This window comes from Nitrospina gracilis Nb-211, assembly GCF_021845525.1.
Classification (GTDB): domain Bacteria; phylum Nitrospinota; class Nitrospinia; order Nitrospinales; family Nitrospinaceae; genus Nitrospina; species Nitrospina gracilis_A.
In genome coordinates this window covers 395512-412693 of record NZ_JAKJKD010000001.1, presented here as the reverse complement: position 1 = coordinate 412693, position 17182 = coordinate 395512, and the positions used below count along the sequence as shown (strand labels likewise).

The 17182-nt window shown below is 58.6% G+C and carries 20 protein-coding genes; 2 read left to right on the top strand and 18 right to left on the bottom strand.

Going from position 1 to position 17182, the window contains the following annotated elements; genetic code table 11:
- Nucleotides 1-202: 202 nt before the first annotated feature.
- Nucleotides 203-568: a hypothetical protein gene (locus J2S31_RS02015; protein WP_237097377.1), complete on the bottom strand. Its 366-nt coding sequence runs from the start codon at nt 566-568 to the stop codon at nt 203-205.
- Between the two features lie 152 nt (nt 569-720).
- Between J2S31_RS02015 and J2S31_RS02010 the strand changes: the two genes are divergently transcribed.
- Complete coding sequence (locus tag J2S31_RS02010; RefSeq protein ID WP_237097376.1) at nt 721-1296, top strand: nitroreductase family protein; 576 nt, start codon at nt 721-723, stop codon at nt 1294-1296.
- A 19-nt stretch (nt 1297-1315) separates the two neighbouring features.
- On the opposite strand, the gene phoU is transcribed toward J2S31_RS02010, so the two are convergent.
- The 8 genes from phoU to J2S31_RS01970 all read right to left on the bottom strand — a co-directional run bounded on the left by phoU (nt 1316) and on the right by J2S31_RS01970 (nt 8053).
- The gene (gene phoU / locus J2S31_RS02005) at nt 1316-2005 is read right to left on the bottom strand and encodes a phosphate signaling complex protein PhoU (RefSeq protein ID WP_237097375.1); all 690 of its coding nucleotides are present in this window, start codon (nt 2003-2005) and stop codon (nt 1316-1318) included.
- Nucleotides 2006-2021: 16 nt separating this feature from the next.
- Nucleotides 2022-2795 carry a phosphate ABC transporter ATP-binding protein PstB gene (gene pstB / locus J2S31_RS02000; protein ID WP_237097374.1) on the bottom strand — a complete coding sequence of 258 codons (774 nt, stop codon included), beginning with the start codon at nt 2793-2795 and terminating at the stop codon, nt 2022-2024.
- A 3-nt stretch (nt 2796-2798) separates the two neighbouring features.
- Entirely contained in the window at nt 2799-3653 is an 855-nt protein-coding gene (gene pstA / locus J2S31_RS01995; RefSeq protein ID WP_237097373.1) for a phosphate ABC transporter permease PstA, read from the bottom strand.
- Nucleotides 3650-4531 (bottom strand): phosphate ABC transporter permease subunit PstC, encoded by an 882-nt coding sequence (gene pstC / locus J2S31_RS01990; protein WP_237097372.1) that lies wholly within the window; start codon nt 4529-4531, stop codon nt 3650-3652. The genes pstA and pstC overlap by 4 nt, the downstream gene beginning before the upstream one ends.
- A gap of 17 nt (nt 4532-4548) precedes the next feature.
- Entirely contained in the window at nt 4549-5493 is a 945-nt protein-coding gene (locus J2S31_RS01985) for a PstS family phosphate ABC transporter substrate-binding protein (protein ID WP_237097371.1), read from the bottom strand.
- A gap of 197 nt (nt 5494-5690) precedes the next feature.
- Nucleotides 5691-6344 (bottom strand): cation transporter, encoded by a 654-nt coding sequence (locus J2S31_RS01980; protein WP_237097370.1) that lies wholly within the window; start codon nt 6342-6344, stop codon nt 5691-5693.
- Nucleotides 6345-6446: 102 nt separating this feature from the next.
- Nucleotides 6447-7427 (bottom strand): calcium/sodium antiporter, encoded by a 981-nt coding sequence (locus J2S31_RS01975; protein WP_272908502.1) that lies wholly within the window; start codon nt 7425-7427, stop codon nt 6447-6449.
- Nucleotides 7428-7474: 47 nt separating this feature from the next.
- Entirely contained in the window at nt 7475-8053 is a 579-nt protein-coding gene (locus J2S31_RS01970; protein ID WP_237097368.1) for a GNAT family N-acetyltransferase, read from the bottom strand.
- A gap of 146 nt (nt 8054-8199) precedes the next feature.
- Here J2S31_RS01970 and J2S31_RS01965 point away from each other — a divergent pair, with 146 nt between their 5' ends.
- Complete coding sequence (locus tag J2S31_RS01965) at nt 8200-9690, top strand: ArnT family glycosyltransferase (RefSeq protein ID WP_237097367.1); 1491 nt, start codon at nt 8200-8202, stop codon at nt 9688-9690.
- A 48-nt stretch (nt 9691-9738) separates the two neighbouring features.
- Here J2S31_RS01965 and J2S31_RS01960 read toward each other — a convergent pair whose 3' ends face one another.
- The 9 genes from J2S31_RS01960 to J2S31_RS01920 all read right to left on the bottom strand — a co-directional run bounded on the left by J2S31_RS01960 (nt 9739) and on the right by J2S31_RS01920 (nt 17118).
- Nucleotides 9739-10140, bottom strand: coding sequence for a hypothetical protein (locus J2S31_RS01960; protein ID WP_237097366.1), 402 nt, complete (start codon nt 10138-10140; stop codon nt 9739-9741).
- A gap of 45 nt (nt 10141-10185) precedes the next feature.
- Entirely contained in the window at nt 10186-10581 is a 396-nt protein-coding gene (locus tag J2S31_RS01955) for a response regulator (RefSeq protein WP_237097365.1), read from the bottom strand.
- A gap of 294 nt (nt 10582-10875) precedes the next feature.
- Complete coding sequence (locus tag J2S31_RS01950; protein ID WP_237097364.1) at nt 10876-11259, bottom strand: response regulator; 384 nt, start codon at nt 11257-11259, stop codon at nt 10876-10878.
- Between the two features lie 302 nt (nt 11260-11561).
- Complete coding sequence (locus J2S31_RS01945) at nt 11562-11945, bottom strand: hypothetical protein (protein ID WP_237097363.1); 384 nt, start codon at nt 11943-11945, stop codon at nt 11562-11564.
- Nucleotides 11942-13249 carry a sulfite oxidase gene (locus J2S31_RS01940; RefSeq protein ID WP_237097362.1) on the bottom strand — a complete coding sequence of 436 codons (1308 nt, stop codon included), beginning with the start codon at nt 13247-13249 and terminating at the stop codon, nt 11942-11944. Before J2S31_RS01940 ends, J2S31_RS01945 begins: the two co-directional genes overlap by 4 nt.
- Nucleotides 13250-13412: 163 nt before the next feature.
- Nucleotides 13413-14414 (bottom strand): NADPH-dependent aldehyde reductase Ahr, encoded by a 1002-nt coding sequence (gene ahr / locus J2S31_RS01935; RefSeq protein ID WP_237097361.1) that lies wholly within the window; start codon nt 14412-14414, stop codon nt 13413-13415.
- Between the two features lie 155 nt (nt 14415-14569).
- Entirely contained in the window at nt 14570-14875 is a 306-nt protein-coding gene (locus tag J2S31_RS01930) for a hypothetical protein (RefSeq protein ID WP_237097360.1), read from the bottom strand.
- A gap of 156 nt (nt 14876-15031) precedes the next feature.
- Nucleotides 15032-16573 (bottom strand): glutamate synthase-related protein, encoded by a 1542-nt coding sequence (locus tag J2S31_RS01925; RefSeq protein ID WP_237097359.1) that lies wholly within the window; start codon nt 16571-16573, stop codon nt 15032-15034.
- Between the two features lie 137 nt (nt 16574-16710).
- Entirely contained in the window at nt 16711-17118 is a 408-nt protein-coding gene (locus J2S31_RS01920) for a VOC family protein (protein WP_371831638.1), read from the bottom strand.
- Nucleotides 17119-17182: the final 64 nt, after the last annotated feature.

The following is a 17182-nucleotide window of genomic DNA, read 5'->3' as shown; positions in this document are numbered from 1 at the left end:
GTCAGGCCCTCTCCTCTTAGCACAACTCAATATAGGAATATTCCTATATTTAAATTCGGATGTTCTATACCCTTGTTACAAGGCTCAAGGATGTGGAAAAACGAAAAATACACATTGAATTAAATGGTTATATATATTATATGGACCCCTCCGTAAATTTAAAGTGATTTTTTCGTTTGAGCGAATGCCTCACAAAAAATCGCTAGATCCATAAAAAACCGGGAGGAGCTTTTTCCGCAAGCAATCCTTGATTTGGATTGAAAAACGCAAACTTAAACCGTTCCGATGACTTCAAAATACCGAATTTTTTGATCCGCAAAGTTGTTTTGAACCGATACGGACAAATCAACTTTTTTTGAGGAGGGGATGAGCGGGCAGACGGTTTCATGTAAAACCGGTGCGATTCCGGGTCGGCTTCCGCATCGTCCCGGTTTCCAACCAAAACCGATTCATCTCCACCTGCCGGAAAGAGGGGGGCGCACAGCTCAAAGCTTAGATTTTCGCCCATGGCGTGGCCCTGCCGGTGAGGCCCCCCGGCAGGCAACGGGAAGGGGACGGGACGCGCCATGAGTCTTCTAAAAAATCAACTTGCAAAACACGCGTGCAAACATCTTAAAATGTTGCTCGTGGTGTTTCTGGTCCGGATGGACCGCTTTTTCACACACCCACCGCAATTCGATCCCGACAGACAGTTTGAAACTCAATACAAGGAGTTGACTCATGACCCGGACAAGCCCCTACACCAAACTCGATCCTCAATTTCTCTACCGCTGGTCGCCACGTTCGTTCCTGAGCGATCCATTGAGCGATGAGGACATCATGACGTTGTTTGAGGCGGCGCGCTGGGCTCCTTCCTGTTACAACGAGCAACCCTGGTTTTTTGTGTACGGCCGGGGGGACCGGCTGAGTGAGTTCCAGACGGCGCTGGTGGACGGCAACCGCAAGTGGGCGGACAAGGCGCCTCTGCTCATCCTGGTGTTCGCGCGCAACGATTTTGAGGAGCGGGGCAACCCCAACCACTGGGCGCAGTTCGATTCCGGTTCGGCGTGGATGTCGCTCTGCCTGCAGGCGCAAAAGATGGGGCTGGTGTGTCACGCCATGGGCGGCTTCAAGAAAGACCGCGCTCACGAGGTGGCGAACGTCAACGAAGACAAGTTCACGGCGATGTGTGCGATTGCGGTGGGAAAGCAGGGTCCGGCGGAAAGTCTCGACGACGACTTGAAGGAACGGGAGGATCCCAGCAATGACCGCCGGCCGCTGGCTGACATCGTCCATGAAGGCCCGCTTCCGGGTTGACCCGGAAGGCGGGACGGGATCACTTGGTTTGGCGTCCGCCCGCCTGCTTGAACTGTTCCGGCTGGTGGCGCACAATCCTTCCCTCCACCAGATAAATCACATCTTCGGCAATGTTGGTGGCGTAGTCGGCGATCCGCTCCAGGTGGCGCGAAATTGAAATGTAGTTGATGAGGGTTTCCACCTGGTCGGGATTCTGCCGGATTTTCTCGTACACCCGCTGGTACACTTCCCGGTTCATGGCGTCGATCTCGTCATCCGCCTGCCACACCTTGTGCGCGGTGACGGGATCCATATTGATCAGGCAGTCGATGGACTGGCCCAGCATGGCGCGGCTTTTTTCCGCCATGGTGGTGAAGTCGAACGGCGGCGTGACGTTGCGTTTGCTGGCCAGCACGATGACGCGCTCGGCGATGTTCACCGCCAGGTCGGCCACGCGTTCCAGGTCGTTGTTGATCTTGAGGGCGGCGACGACGAAACGCAGGTCTCCCGCCACCGGCTGGTGCAGGGCCAGCACCTTCAGGCACTCTTCCTCCAACTGCACCTCCGTATTGTCGATGGCCTTGTCCTGGTCGATGATTTCCTGCGCCTGCTTCACATCCAGAGAAGCCACGGATTTCATGACCCTCAGCACCATCTCCTCCACCTGTGCGCTCAGGCCCAGCAGTTGTTTTTTCAGAACATCGAGTTCACGTTCAAAATGTTTGGTCATGGCTTCCCATCAGGAATCAACCGAACCGTCCGGTGATGTAATCTTCCGTTCTCTTCTGGTCAGGTTGCGTGAATATTTTTTTGGTGGAACCAAACTCCACGAGGTCCCCCTCGTATAAAAACGCCGTCAGGTCCGAAATGCGCGCCGCCTGTTGCATGTTGTGGGTGACGATGACGATGGTGTAACGCGAGCGCAACTCCTGGATCAAGTCCTCGATGCGCGCCGTGGCGCGGGGATCGAGAGCGGAACACGGCTCGTCCATCAGGATCACTTCCGGGTTCATGGCAATGGCGCGGGCGATGCACAACCTCTGCTGTTGACCACCGGACAGTTTCAGCGCCGAGTCGCGCAGGCGGTCTTTCACCTCGTCCCACAGCGCGGCCTTCATCAACGCATCTTCCGCCAGTTCGTTCAGGTCCCCCTTATAGCCGTTGATCTTTGGTCCCCACACCACGTTTTTGAAAATGGATTTGGGGAACGGGTTGGGCCGCTGGAACACCATGCCGATCTTCTGCCGGATGAGGCCGGGGTCCATCTTTTTATCGTACAGGTTTTCGCCGCGGAATATCACTTCCCCTTCCACCCACGCGGTCGGAATGAAATCGTTCATGCGGTTGAACACGCGGAGCAGGGAACTTTTGCCGCAACCAGAGGGACCGATGACGGCGGTCACCTGGTGTGCCGGGATCTGGAGGTCGATGTTTTTCACAACGCGATGATCTCCATAGTTGATGGAAAGATTCCGCGTCTCCAGAATGGTATTGCACTCTTCCAAGCCGACCTCCCTCATAGATTATTTATACCTTTGCAGTTTTTCGCGGATGAACACCGCTCCGGCATTCATCGACAACAGCAGGGCCAGCAGAACCATGATACCCGCCGCGGCGAGTCCATGAAACTCTTCCTGCGGCCGGGCAGCCCAGTTGAAGATCTGCACGGGCAATGCGGTGAACGGGTCTTCCGGCGTCTCCGGGGTGAACGCCACGTAACTCAACGCGCCGATCATGATCATCGGTGCGGTCTCGCCCATGGCGCGCGACAAGGCCAGGATGATGCCCGTCATGATGCCCGGCAGGGCGGACGGCAGAACCTGCCACCACACCACCTGCCAGCGGCGCGCCCCCAGCGCAAACGCGCCTTCGCGGATCGACGCGGGCACGGCGCGGATCGCCCCCTGCGCGGCGATCACGATGACCGGAAGCACGAGCAGGCTCATGGTCATGCTACCCGACCACAAACTGCGGTCAAATCCCAGAAAGCGGACAAAAATAGCCAGTCCCAAAACGCCATACAGGATAGACGGCATTCCGGCAAGGTTGGCGATGTTGATCTCGAAAATGCGGAGCAGGCGGTTTTTCGGGGCGAACTCTTCCAGGTACACCGCCGTGGCCACACCCAGCGGAATGGCGAGCATCGCCGTCATGCCGATCAACCAGATGCTTCCCCACAACGCGGATTTGATCCCCGCCTCCTCCGGATGGCGCGAGGGAAAGCTGTTCAGAAAATCCCAGTCCAGCCAGGCAAAGCCTTCCTTCACCACGTGCGCCAGAAGGATGCCCAGCACGCCGACCGTCATCCACGTCACCGCGGAACAGAGCCAAATGAACCAGCGGTCGCGCTGTTTTCGTTTTTCGCGCAAGTCCGTCATGAGTTGTATTTCTTCGATTTCAAAATGAAATGGTTGCCGATGATGTTCATGGTGAGCGTCATCAGGAACAACAGCATGCCAACCGCGTACACGGTGTAGTACTCGACGCCGCCGGCGGGGATGTCGCCGAGGCTCACCTGCACGATGTACGCCGTCATTGTTTGAATGCTTTCAAGAAAGCCGATCGACAAACTCGGCGTCGCCCCGGCGGCCAGGGTCACCGCCATGGTCTCCCCCACCGCGCGCGATAAAGCCAGAATGACGGCGGCGCCGATGCGCGAGGCGGCGGCGGGGATGATGATCTGCGACATCACCTCCATGTGCGTGCCTCCCAGCGCATATGCACCTTCCCGCAAACTTTCCGGCAAACCGCGAAACGCATCGTCGCACAGGGACGACACCATCGGCAGAATCATGATGCCCACCACGATGGCGGCGCTGGCGGCGTTGAAAATATTTGTGTCCGGGAACACCATCCGCAGGATCGGCGTCACAAACGTCAGCGCGAAGTAGCCGTACACCACCGTCGGGATGCCCGCCAGGATTTCCAGCACGGGTTTGATGGCCGAACGCACTTTCGCGGAGGCAAACTCGCTGAGATAGGTCGCGATCAACAGCCCGAACGGCAGGGCAATGAGGATCGCTCCGAAAACGACTTTCAGCGTCCCGGCAACCAGCGGCAGAACGCCGAACGATTTCGGTTCCAGCAGGGGCGCCCACTCGGTTCCAAACAGGAAGTCGAAAACGGACACCTCGCGGAAGAACAGAAACGATTCTTTCCCCAAAAGAAAGATGACCACAAGCGTGGTCATCAAGGTGATACCCACGCAGAGCACGAGAACCCCGTGCACTGCGTGGTCCATCCACTTTGAAAACATATTATTTCTTGAGAAGTTCAGTTGCTTGCCAGTTTCATGAGGTCGTTTTCAAACCGCTCCAGGTTTTCGCGGTACAGGGAATCCGGCAGAGGAATGTAGCCCACTTCCTTGGAGAGCTTGCCGGCATTCTTGATGTAAAACCGGATGAACTCTTTCACCTCCGGACGCTTGGCCGCATCCACGTTGACGTAGATGAAGATGGGCCGCGACAGGGGCGAGTAGGTTCCCTTGTTGATGGTCTCCATGGTCGGAAGCACCGGAGCCTTGTTGCCTTCCTTGATCGGCACCGCTTTCAGGATCTCCTTGTTTTCCACGTAGTAGGCGAAGCCGAAGTAACCCAGCGCGTATTTGTCGCCGGCCACGCCCTTGACCAGCATGTTGTCGTCTTCACTTTTGGTGAAGTCGGCGCGGCTGGCCTGCGACTTGCCATTGATGGTTTCGGTGAAGTAGTCGAAGGTGCCGCTGTCGGTGCCCGGACCATACAGCTTGATCGGCTTGCTCGGCCAGCCTTCACGCACATCGGCCCACGTTTTCACGGAGCTTCCCGGCTCCCAGATTTTCTTCAGCTCGTCGGTGGTCAGGTGATCCACCCAGGTGTTGGCCTTATTGATTACCACAGACAGGCCGTCATAGGCCACCGGCAACTCGAGGTAGCGGATGTTGTTCTTTTTCGCCTTGTCGATTTCCTTTTGCTTGATGGGGCGGGACGCGTCGTTGATGTCCGTTTCGCCCACGCAGAATTTCTTGAATCCGCCGCCGGTTCCGGAAACGCCGACGGTCACGCGAACGCGGGCGTGGTCGCGGATTTTGCCGAACTCTTCAGCCACCGCCTCGGAAATCGGGAACACGGTGCTCGATCCGTCGATGCGGACGGTACCGCGCAGTTTTTCGCCTGCCAGGGCAAAGGAGGAAGCGCCCAGAACCAGCGCCACGATCAACATTCGGGGTATCCAGCGATACATAGGGGATGGTCTCCTCAAAAGGGAATAGTGTCTTGTCTTCATTCCCCATCAAGGTACCGGCTCAATGTTAGGGGTTTGTTAGAGCTCCGTTGAAATTTGGATGGGTTTTTGCGGGTCCCTGCCCGATTCCGGAATTGACCACCTAACTAATTAATTTTAAATACATTTCAACGCAACTCTTCAAGCAGGAGGGGTGCTCAACCGCAACCACACCCGCCGGAGAAATCATCGCGGCAGGTAGCGCGGATGGTGTCCACCCCTTCATGCACGATCAGGCCGCCGATGACGATGGCGGAGAGGCTGTCGGCCCACCACAACACGGGCGACAACAGAAACAGCAGGCTCCCGGCGAACAGCACCGCCGACAACTGGATGCAGGCCAAAGAACAGCGCGCGTCTTTCATCATGGTGGCGCTGTCCAGCTCGCGCGCCACCCGCACCTTCGCCCGCCATAAATAGAACATGAAACTCAGGCTGACGACGGCGATGACGAATCCGGGAAGGGTGGTTGAAGGACGCGCCTGCGCCACCCACTGGAAAGCGGAGGCGAGAATCGTCCCCGCCCCAAGAAGCAAAAACAGGATGCCGATGCCGAAGGTGGCACGGCGTTCTTTGTTCAGGGAAAGCTCCGCATCCAGTCCCTGCTCGCCTTTGAACCGCCACAGAACCAGCGTTGCGGAAAACACTTCGATGAAGCTGTCGAGGCCGAATCCAAGCAAAGCGAAGGAGTGTTCCTCCACGCCAAACGCCACCGCCACCACCCCTTCGAGCAGGTTGAAACCGATGGTGAACCAGGCCAGCAGAACGGCCTTGCCAACGGCATTGCTTGTAAGAACCCTGGATGAAAACATCACAAAAAATATATCGAAAATTTCACGCAATTTCGATATATCCCGCCGTTATAGTGAAAGTTTCTGTTTTTTCACCATATCAGAGTGGGCACCGGGCTTATCTCATCCTCCTCCTGTCACAGCCAGGCGCGCCAGCCAGGCGCTGTAAGCGAGATACACCGCAAGCAGAATGCCACCCTCCCAGCGGTTGATGCTTCCCGGACGGTCGCGGAACCCGTAGCCGATCACAAACAGCGACACGGTGAGCGCGCCCATCACGGAGCAGTCGCGCGTCACCACCTCCGGCGCCACGGGCATGGGCTGAACCACGCCTGCCAGCCCCACCACCGCCAGCGTGTTGAACAGGTTCGATCCCAGTATGTTACCGAGCGCGAGATCGCTTTCCCCTTTCCACGCCGCCACCAGCGACGACGCCAGCTCCGGAAGCGAGGTGCCGACGGCAACCACGGTGAGACCGATGATGAGGTCGCTGACGCCCAGGCTGTGGGCGATCTCCACCGCGCCCCACACCAGCAGGCGCGAGCTGACGATCAGCAGGATCAATCCCACGACCACCCAGAACAGTGCACGCCCGAGTGGCAGGGCCATCCCCACGAGTTCCTTCTGCATGTCAACAGCGAGGGCATCTTTGCGCTTCTGCAGGCCTTCGCGGATGGTCCAACCCATCACCGCCGCGAATACACCCAGCAGAACCACCGCGTCGAGGCGCGTCAACTCGCCATCCACCAACTGATACACGGCCAGCGCGGTGATGCCGGTGAGGAGCGGCAGTTCGCGGCGCAGGACGCCGGACTCCACGGCGATCGGTTTGAGCAACGCGGTGAGCCCCAGGATGAGGGCGATGTTGGTGATGTTGGAGCCGTAGGCATTGCCCAGGGCGATGCCGGGGTTGCCCTGCACTGCCGACAACACCGACACCGTCATCTCCGGCGCGGAGGTGCCGAAGCCCACGATGACCATGCCGATCAGCAACGGCGGCAGTCCGAAATGTTGCGCCGAAGCCGCCGCCCCTTCCACAAAACGGTCGGCGCTCCACACCAGAAGAGCCAAGCCTCCCAATATCGCCAAAGCGGGCCATATCATAATGAAAGCACCATTTTCATTTAAAAAGACTTGCTGGATTGAAACCGCTACTCATTCAATGAATCGAAAGAGGACACGGGACGCGGCCGCACTTTGGCGTACAGGTGCTGGTCGAGGACCTCGCCGTCTTTCACCACGCTGGCTTTCAGAACCCCTTCCAGTTCGAACCCGGCCTTCTCCAGCACACGCATGGAGGCGGGGTTGTTGGAAAACACGCCCGCCCACAGCCGGAGCAAACCTCCGCCATCCAGCAGGTGATCGGAAAACCGCCGGACGGCTTCGGTCATGATGCCTTTGCCGTGGTACGGTTCGGCCAGCCAGAATCCCAGTTCCGCCGAATGCCGGTGCACGTCATAGCCGGGATGGTAACCGAGGGTGCCGATGGCCTCGCTTTCCGTCGCGATGGCGAACGTGCGCGGCGGGTATTCGCGCGTCACCTGGTCGACAAACTCCTCCGCGTCCTCCCGCGTGTAGGGGTGCGGAAACCAGTCGCGCAGTTGTTTCCAGATGGAAAAATTATTGGCGTAACGAGCAATGGCCGCCGCGTCGGCGTGCCGGAACCGCCGGACGTGATAACCCTCGAACTGAAACAACGGATCGCTTAACGGGAAATATTCGGAAGTCATGTCATTGGCCGGGAAATTCGATTAACATAACCGCTGATAACGAGTGGAGACTTTCAGCCATGCCCCTCCGGCACATTATGGACTGAAAGTTCATTCCAAGTACAATACGTTTCCTCCGGCACGGCCCGGCAACCCGATCGTTGCGCATGCAGAATTCTCAACCGCAAGGCAAGACCGATACGGAACCATCCCACTGCGCGGCGTGGTGGACGCTGGGGGTCCTGGCTCTGGTGCTGATCTGCCGCGGCGCGGCGGCGGCGGTGGTGCCCATCATGGACGAAACCGAGGCGCGCTACGCGGAGATCGCACGCAAGATGGTGGAGACGGGCGACTGGATCATGCCTCAGTTCGATTACGGCGTGCCGTTCTGGGGCAAGCCGCCACTCTCCACCTGGCTGTCGGCCACCGGCATCGCCCTGTTCGGCGCGGGAGAGCTGGGGCCGCGCCTGCCCATCCTGATCCTGTCCGCCGCCTTGCTGGTTCTCTTCTGGCGCTTCGTCAAGGAAAACGAAGGCTCGTTCACCGCTCACCTCGCAACGATCCTGCTCGCCACCAGCGCCATCTTTCTCGCCGCCGCCGGCGCAGTGATGACCGACATGGTGCTGATGTTCTCGCTGTTCGTCATGATGAGCGCCTGCTGGCGCTTCACGCGGGAATGGAATCCCGCGCACGCACGCTGGATGTTCGCCGGCATCGGCATCGGTCTTCTCACCAAGGGACTCATGGTGTTCGCAGTCGGGGGGCTCCCCATCGCCGTGTGGCTGATCCTCACCAAAAAATGGAAACCGTTTTTAAAGAAATTGCCGTGGGGAACGGGACTCTTCATCACCGCCGTCATCGCCGTGCCGTGGTACGTTGCGGCGGAGGTGAGGACGCCGGGCTTTCTCCACTATTTTTTCATCGGTGAGCATTTCAACCGCTTCCTGGTGCCGGGATGGGAAGGCGACCGCTACGGCTTCGCCCACGCGCAACCGTTCGGCATGATCTGGGGATTCTACCTGCTGGGACTCGCGCCGTGGATCGTGTTGGTTCCGGCGGCCTGCCTGCTCACCCTCCGCAAACCGGAGTGGATGAATTTTAAAGACACCGGACCGCAACGCGAGTGGGTGCTGTTCCTGTTGTGCTGGGTGGTTGTGCCCGCACTGTTTCTGACGTTCGCGCGCAACATCATCTGGACCTATTCGCTTCCCGCCGCTCCGCCCGCTGCAATCCTTCTGGCACTGTCCCTGCGCAACGTACCGGATCCATCCAGAATTTTGCGCCACGTCCATGTGGCAACAGCGGTGATGATGTTGGGAATGATGAGTTACATTTTTTATGCGGCGGATAAGGATGCGTCCTGGCCCCTGCCCACGCACAAAGGCGTGGTCGCGGAATACCACAGAGTGTGCGAAGGCAATCCCGACTGCCGCCTGTGGGTGTTCGGTGAACGCTCGTTTTCCGCCGAGTATTACATGAAGGGAAAAGCCCGGCGCACGGAACGGGTGAACTTCCTGCTTCACGACGCGCGCGGAAAGAAACGCGATTACCTCGCGGCACGCGATCACCTGCTCGACCGCCTGCATCCATCCGAAAAAAATCACCTGCAACCCGTGGCGCGTTTCGGCGACCTGGTACTGTGGCGGGTCGAACGCTGATTTCTATTTCAGGCGGATTAAAGAAGGCGGGTGCCCGCCGCGCCGGGATCAACGGTCGCAGACGCAGGTGGACCAGGACTTGGGAATGAGCGACCGGTACTGACCGGTTGCGTCTTCGAAATAGAAGGTGGGTTCCAGCGACAGCGTGTACCACGCCCCGTCGGCGGTGATGTACCACACCTCGCCCAACTCGTGCCGCACTTCCAACCGCTCCTTGCCGGAAGGCAGGTACTCGATCGCGCCCTTCTTCGGATGCGCAAAGCGGGACCCGTCGGCATATGTGAACACCACGCCCAGGCTGGGGTGCGTCTCCATCTCAATCGCCTGTTCGACGGGCGGCTCCGTCGGCGCCTGCGACCACGCGGTGCCCGCACTCAAAATCACCAACAATACGACCGCGAGCAGGATGCCCACCGGTTTACTCAACCGCAACAACGTTTCTTTATCCAATGGCAGGATTCCTTTCGAAGCATCTTTGTTGAAGGAAGGGGGTGTTCAGCAGACGGCGGCGTTGCGCTGGAGTTCGCGCACCATTCCGGGGATGCCGAGCAGACCTTGCGTTTTGTCCACGTGGCGGTCCACGCCGAATTCGCGGTAACGGTCGCGACAGTACAGCGAACACAGATCGCTTCCGCAATTGCAGAGAACAATCACCGTCGTGCGCGGCCGCACCTGCCGGATGGTTTTGATGAGCGACATCCCCCACTTCTCGGAAAACCGCGGGTCCACGACCACGAGGTCGGGACCGCTCTGCAACGCCAACTGCACCGCGTCCTCCGGCTTGCGGGCTTTTTGAATACGCCAGCCACCGCCTTGCGGCGAGGCGAACCGGATCAAATCCTCGAGCAGGTCCAGCAGATCGGATTCTCGGTCGATGAGCAAAATGTCCATGGGGAACCTCCCTGATTGAGCTATATTGATATTGATAATCATTATCAATAATGAGAGGAATTTGTCAATGATTTTTTCAGAATTGCTTTTAACTTTTGAATTTAAAGGGGTTTTTAAAAAGCGGGGGATTCTCAGGAGATGAGGGAAGGGGCCGGAAGAAGGTTCAATCCGCCACTCCAGCGCGAGGCCTCATATCTGCAAAGCGGTTTCTCAATCGGCTCCAGGCTGGGTCTTGGGTTTTACTTAGGTACTCCGATCTGCTCGAAATGGAACGCGGGAACGGTAAGGAGAGCTCTAGCGCGGTTTGGCTTTTTCCCGAATCATTTGTGGGACACTCAGGAAGTCTTTCGCCTTGTCAAAATGCCGGTCGGCCCCTGCTTCCAGACATTGCTCCCGGCAATTGCCAAAGCACGGTTCGCTTAAACAATTACTGAAGGCAAACACGACGGTATTGGGTTGGATTTCCTTCAACGTTTTAATGAGGGGCATGCCCCATTCCTTGGAAAATTGTGGATCAATCACCACAAATTCCGGACCGCTTTGCAAAGCCATTTGCGCCGCCTGGTGAGGTGTATCCACAGTTTCGATTTTCAGATGCGACGTCAAAATCGAAAATTCGATCAACCCTTCTATTAAATGGAGCAGGTTTTTATCACTGTCTATCAGTAGGACATTCATGGCTTCCTCCCAGGGATTTCCACGAAAAAATATTTCCCTGAAGCAGTTTTTTAAAAGGTTTTATTTTTTTGGAATACCTTAAATTTATACCCTGAGACGAATTAATCAATCTGTATCTGCTTACAAAATGCGGAAAAACCCCCATAGGCCAACAACCGCCCTGTTTTTAAAACGGTTATCATCGAGCCCATACGGGAAAATATTTCGGGTCGGCTTCAGGGGATCAAAATTCCATGCCAATCCGGGCAAACCCCGAACGCTGGCTCACGGATTGAATCGCAATTTATAACTCGATAATGGTATTAAAGCGGATTCGGCGGGTAGTGAAACTCGTACATCGGGTTGGCGTGCGGCCCCCCTTCCCTGTCCGGCGAGGCGGCGGTGGGTCCCCGGTATTTTGCCAGGTAATCCAGAATCGATTTGCGCACATCCGGGTCCAGCTCCCACAACCCCTGCTCTTTTTGCATCCAGGTGATGAGCGCATCCCAGCCGCTTCGGCTCATGCGGTTCTGCAGAATGAGCGCGGCGTTGTGGCAGGCGGTGCAGTTGGCAATCACCGCGTCGCGGCCTTCGCCCTGCGGCAACCCGGCGTTGGGGTCAACCTCCTCGGCCCACGCAACAGACGCAGCCAATACAACGGACACGAAAACCAGCACGGCTCTCAAGACGGGAAGCGGCGGTTTCATCTTACGGTCACCGCGATGCGGTGCATGGCATTGTTGAGGTAGCCAGATGGATTCCATCCCGGCACCACCATCGGTTGCATGACGCCCGCCTCATCCGTCGCCCGCGCCCACACTTCGTAATACCCCGGCATGGGAAACCGCACCTGCGTCTGCCAGCGTTGCCAGGCGTAGCGGTTGACCGGCTCTTTCAATTGCGCGCCCTGCCAGGTGGCGCCGAAATCGACCGACACATGCATTGCCGCCACGGACCGGTCGCCCGCCCAGGCGTGACCGCGCAGAACCAGCGGCTGGTCTTTTTTGATTTCGATCCCGGTTCGAGGATGCGTGATGAGCGACTTCACCAACATCGATTCGATGATCACCGTGTCCTCCAGCGGCACCGGCGTGCCGGGCTTCACCGGATGACGCGGCACGCGGTAGTGATCCATCTTCATGCCATCGTGCACGCGGTCGCGCACCCAGATGCGCTTCAGCCATTTGGGCGACGTCGAGCCCGGCCAGCCGGGCGTGACGAGCCGCAACGGAAACCCATTGAGAAGCGGCAGGGGTTCGTCGTTCATCGCCCACGCGATCAGCGTGTGTTCGTCCATCGCCTTGGCGATGGGCGTGCCGCGGGAAATCGACACCTTGCCCGGCTGACCCGAAAGGTGCAGGTCGTCGCCATAATAGCCGGTGTACACGGCGGAGGCCTTGACGCTCGCGGCATTCAACACATCGCACAAACGCACGCCGGTGAAGCGCGCGCACCCGATGGCCCCGAACCGCCACTGGTTGCCTTTCGCCGATGGATAAAATCCGGCGCGCCCGTTGCCGCCGCACTCGATCTGCAGCGCCAGCGTGTGATGTTTGAATTTACGTTTCAATTCATCGAGGGTGAGGGTCAATGGCTTGCGCACCTCGCCGTCCACGGTGAAGGTCCATGCGCCGGGGTTGTCGGTCGCGCCCGGCGGCAGGCCGTTGTTGCGCACGAAGAAATGTTCTTTCGGTGTGAAGTCGGCATCGAGCAGGTGCGGCGGCGGCTCGGCGTTGATCGGTCGATCATTGTGCACGATCAAGCCGCTCTTGCCTTCGATGACGGGAGTGGTTTTGGATTCGGCGAGCGCGACGGGGATCAGCCCTTGAGGAATGAACCGCGCGTGAGGGATGTGCGCGCCCACGGTGAGCGCCATGAAAGCGAGCCCGGCGTCCTTCAAAAAACCGCGGCGGGAGACGGGGTCGGCCTCGCGCCCCCACAGTTCCCAGTCGGCTTTTTCGGGATCATCGCGATACAGTTCAAACAAACCGCGTTCTTTTTTTCCGGGCATTCTCACCCTCCATAAAAGGGCAACGCACTCAATACAAGAATAACCCCTTCGAGCAGGAAAGCAAAAATTTAATGGAGGGGAAACCGCTCCTCCCGCCGGAACGCGGGAAATGCCAGAATGACGGACATCAGTGACTCAACGCCACTCAGTGACTGAGCACCCGTCAGTGACTGAGCACCGCGCGGTAACGCACGTTGCCCTGCTTGAGTTTGGCGATGGCGTCGTTCACCTGGGAAAACTTGAATTGCTCGATCACCGGTTGGATGCCGTGGCGCTTGCAGAACTCCAGCATGGTGGCGATGGTGGCGGGAGAACCCACCGGCGAGCCGGAGACCGAGCGTTGTCCGACGAGAAGCGGAAACACCTGCAAGTCGAGTGGCTCCAGCACCGCGCCGACGAAATGCAGACGGCCTTTCGGTTTGAGCGCGTTGAGGTACAGGTTCCAGTCGAGCTTCACATTGACCGTGGAAATGATGAAATCGAAGTGCCCGGCGGCGGCCTCGATGACTTTCGGGTCGCGCGAATTGATGACATGATGCGCGCCCATCTCGCGCGCTTCCTTTTCCTTCGCCGTGCCGGAGGTGAGCGCCGTCACCTCGCACCCCCACTTGCCGGCGAACTGGAGCGCCAGGTGACCCAGCCCGCCGATGCCGATGACGCCGACTTTGTCGGTCGGACGGACATCGAACTGCACAAACGGATTGAACACGGTGATGCCGCCGCAGAACAGGGGGCCGATGGCGGCGAGGTCCATGCCGTCGGGCAGAGGCACCACACTGTGCGCCCGGGCGCGGACTTTGTCGGCGAAACCACCGTGATGCCCGACGATCGTCTCCTGCGGCGCGGCGCACAGATTGTGATCGCCGGTGGCGCAGGACCCGCAGGTTCCGCAAAAGCCTGCGTGCCAGCCCAGCCCCACGTGCTGACCGATCTCCAGGTTGCGCACCGCATCGCCTTTCTTTCCGACTTTACCCACCACCTCGTGACCCGGCACCACGGGAAATTGCGTGATGCCCCAGGCGTTGTCGATGATGCTGACATCGCTGTGGCACAGGCCGCAGTGCAGGACGTCGATTTCCACTTCGTCCGGTCGCAGTGCGCCGGGATCGTATTCGAACGGTTCGAGCGATTGTCCCGCCTGTTTCGCGGCGTAAGCTTTAATCATGACTACGATCTCCTGATATGAAAGGGGAGAGAAAATTTATTGAACTCCGGATCATCGTTCGCCCGCCAGGACTCTTCCCAACAAAATTCCCGCGTTGGCCCCGTTCGCACCCCGCCGGGCGTGGTTCGCTCCACGTCGTGCGTGGCGTGGCCCGGTCAGTCTTCGGCCATGGCTTCGGAGAATTCGAGGATCAGGTTGAGCGCGCCAACGACGCGGGTGCGGTCTTTGTCCAATCCATCCATGTCTTCGATCGATTCGTGATAACCGCTTTCTATCAACGCATCGCGCACCGTGCGCCCGTCGGGCAGCACGCCGTCGAGACTTTTGAAAGCGCTCATCTCCTGTCTCGCGTGCTCGACGATCACCTCGTAATCCTCGATCGCGTGGATGGACTTGTAGGTTTGCAGGCTTTTCGGGATCTGCCCCGAGTATTCATTCAAAATCGGATGGACGCTACCCATGATACAACACCCTCCTCTTTATATTTCCATGAGGAACCGGGGGCCGCAAGGAGTCTCCCGGTTCAAAAAATAAAAACACGATTCCCGACTTTATGATAAGTCCGCAGAGCCTGTCAGGAAAAAACACGACGGCAAGGAATTCACCCCCGGCATCGCTTATCGACCAGCCACACCGCTGTATGGAATGCCGGAGAGGTCGCTCATCTCGCGTTTCCACGTGGTGAGGTCGCGCATCGAAAACCGGTTGAGGTGATCGTGACCGCAGGCGCGCGCCATGACCTGCATCAACTCCACCGACGCATTTAAAAACCGCGTCAGCCGTTTCGGCGCTTCCCTGGTATCCAGAATCTTGCGGCGCTCCGGGTCCTGCGTGGCGATGCCCGCCGGGCAGTTGTTGGTGTGGCAGATGCGCGCCGCGATGCACCCGATGGCCTGCATCGCCGCGTTCGACAGGGCGATGGCGTCCGCCCCCATCGCCAGCGCCTTCACGAAATCCGGAGGCGTGCGCAGGCCCCCGGTGACGATGAGCGTCACGTGATCGTACCCCTTGTTATCTAGGTACCGCCGGGCGCGCGCCAAGGCCGGGATGGTGGGGACGGAGATGTGATTGCGGAAGAGCAGAGGCGCCGCGCCGGTGCCGCCACCGCGTCCATCGACGATGATGTAATCCGCGCCGGCCTGCACCGCAAACTCGATGTCGTCTTCGATGTGTTGCGCCGAGGTTTTGAATCCGATGGGAATGCCGCCCGTGACCTCGCGCACACGATCGCCGAACTTTTTAAAATCGTCCACCGTGTGCAGGTCGGTGAAAGTCGGGGGAGAGACGGCGTCCTGCCCCGGCTTCAGACCGCGGATTTCGGCGATGCGTTCGGTGACTTTCCTGCCCGGCAGATGACCGCCGGTGCCGGTCTTCGCGCCCTGCCCGCCTTTGAAGTGAAACGCCTGCACTTTTTTGAGAAGCTCTTCCTTATAACCGAACTGCGCCGACGCCAGTTCATAAAAGTAACGCGAGTTGTTTTCCTGTTCTTCCGGAAGCATGCCGCCTTCACCGGAACAGATGCCCGTGCCCGCCGCCTCCGCCCCTTGAGCCAGCGCGATTTTCGCTTCCTCCGACAACGCGCCGAAACTCATGTCGGAGACGAGCAGGGGAATTTTAAGAGTGAGCGGTTTCTTCGCGCGCGGGCCGATGACCACTTCGGTGCCGACTTCGATTTTTTCCTGCAGGGGTTGATTGGAAAACTGCGCCGTCAGGATCTGAATGTCGTCCCAGCGCGGCAACTCCGGCGCAGGCACGCCCATCGCCGCCACCTCGCCGTGGGGTCCGACGCGCCCCAGCCCATGCGACGCCAGTTCGTGGATGTACTGAACCGTCGGTTCCTCTTTAGTCGGCTTGGGGAGGGCCGCGTCCCCCGAAACCTGCGAGTCGGCACCCTCCTCCTCTCCTTCCTGGTCGTCTTCAGGAAGAGAGGCATGCGAGCCGTCGCAGTACGGCGCATCTTTCGTGTGTTTGCACATGCACAGGTACGCCGTATCATCCTTGTCCACCTTGAACATCTTCGGCTGGAACGACGTGCCTTTGTGCGAACCGTCGCAGAACGGCTGGGTTTTGGATCGGCCGCAGGAACACCAGGCGTAAACCTTGCCTGCTTTCAGTTGCACCTCGGCGGGTTGGGTGTCGGCCACCACGGGTTTGTCCACGATGCGCTCCTTCAAAATTTTTTAACGGTGAAGTGCCCTCAGTGTATCAAGGCCTGCCGGTGTGGGCCACTGTTTCTGGTTCGTCGCAGATCCACCCCCATTCTTTCACCGTGTCAACCACGGGAGTTCCGTTTGGCTCAATCCCGTGGACCCACCCAGAAATGCGGATTGTAGGCGATCTCCCACAGATGGCCGTCGGGGTCCTGGATGTACCCCGTGTAGCCGCCCCAGAACACCGTTTGCGCCTTGCGCGTGAGCGTCGCCCCCGCCGCGAGGCATTGCGCGATGACCTGATCGACCTCCGCTTCCGAGCTCACATTGTGCGCCAGCGCGAAATTGTGAAAGCCATTCCCTTCCGCGGAAACGTCCGCATCTTCCGCCAGCGAGCGGCTCGAGAACAGCGCCAGCCATGTGCCATTGAGAGTGAAGAACGCCACCTCCGGCGGCGATTCTTTCCGTGGGAACCCCAGCCCCTGTTCATAAAATCGGACGGCGCGTTCCATATCCTCCACACCCAATGTGATCATGCTGATTCGTGGTTTCATCATACAACTCCGGCTGTGAATAAAAGAAGCCCCCCAATCCCCTGCGACAGAGCCGAGGCGCTTT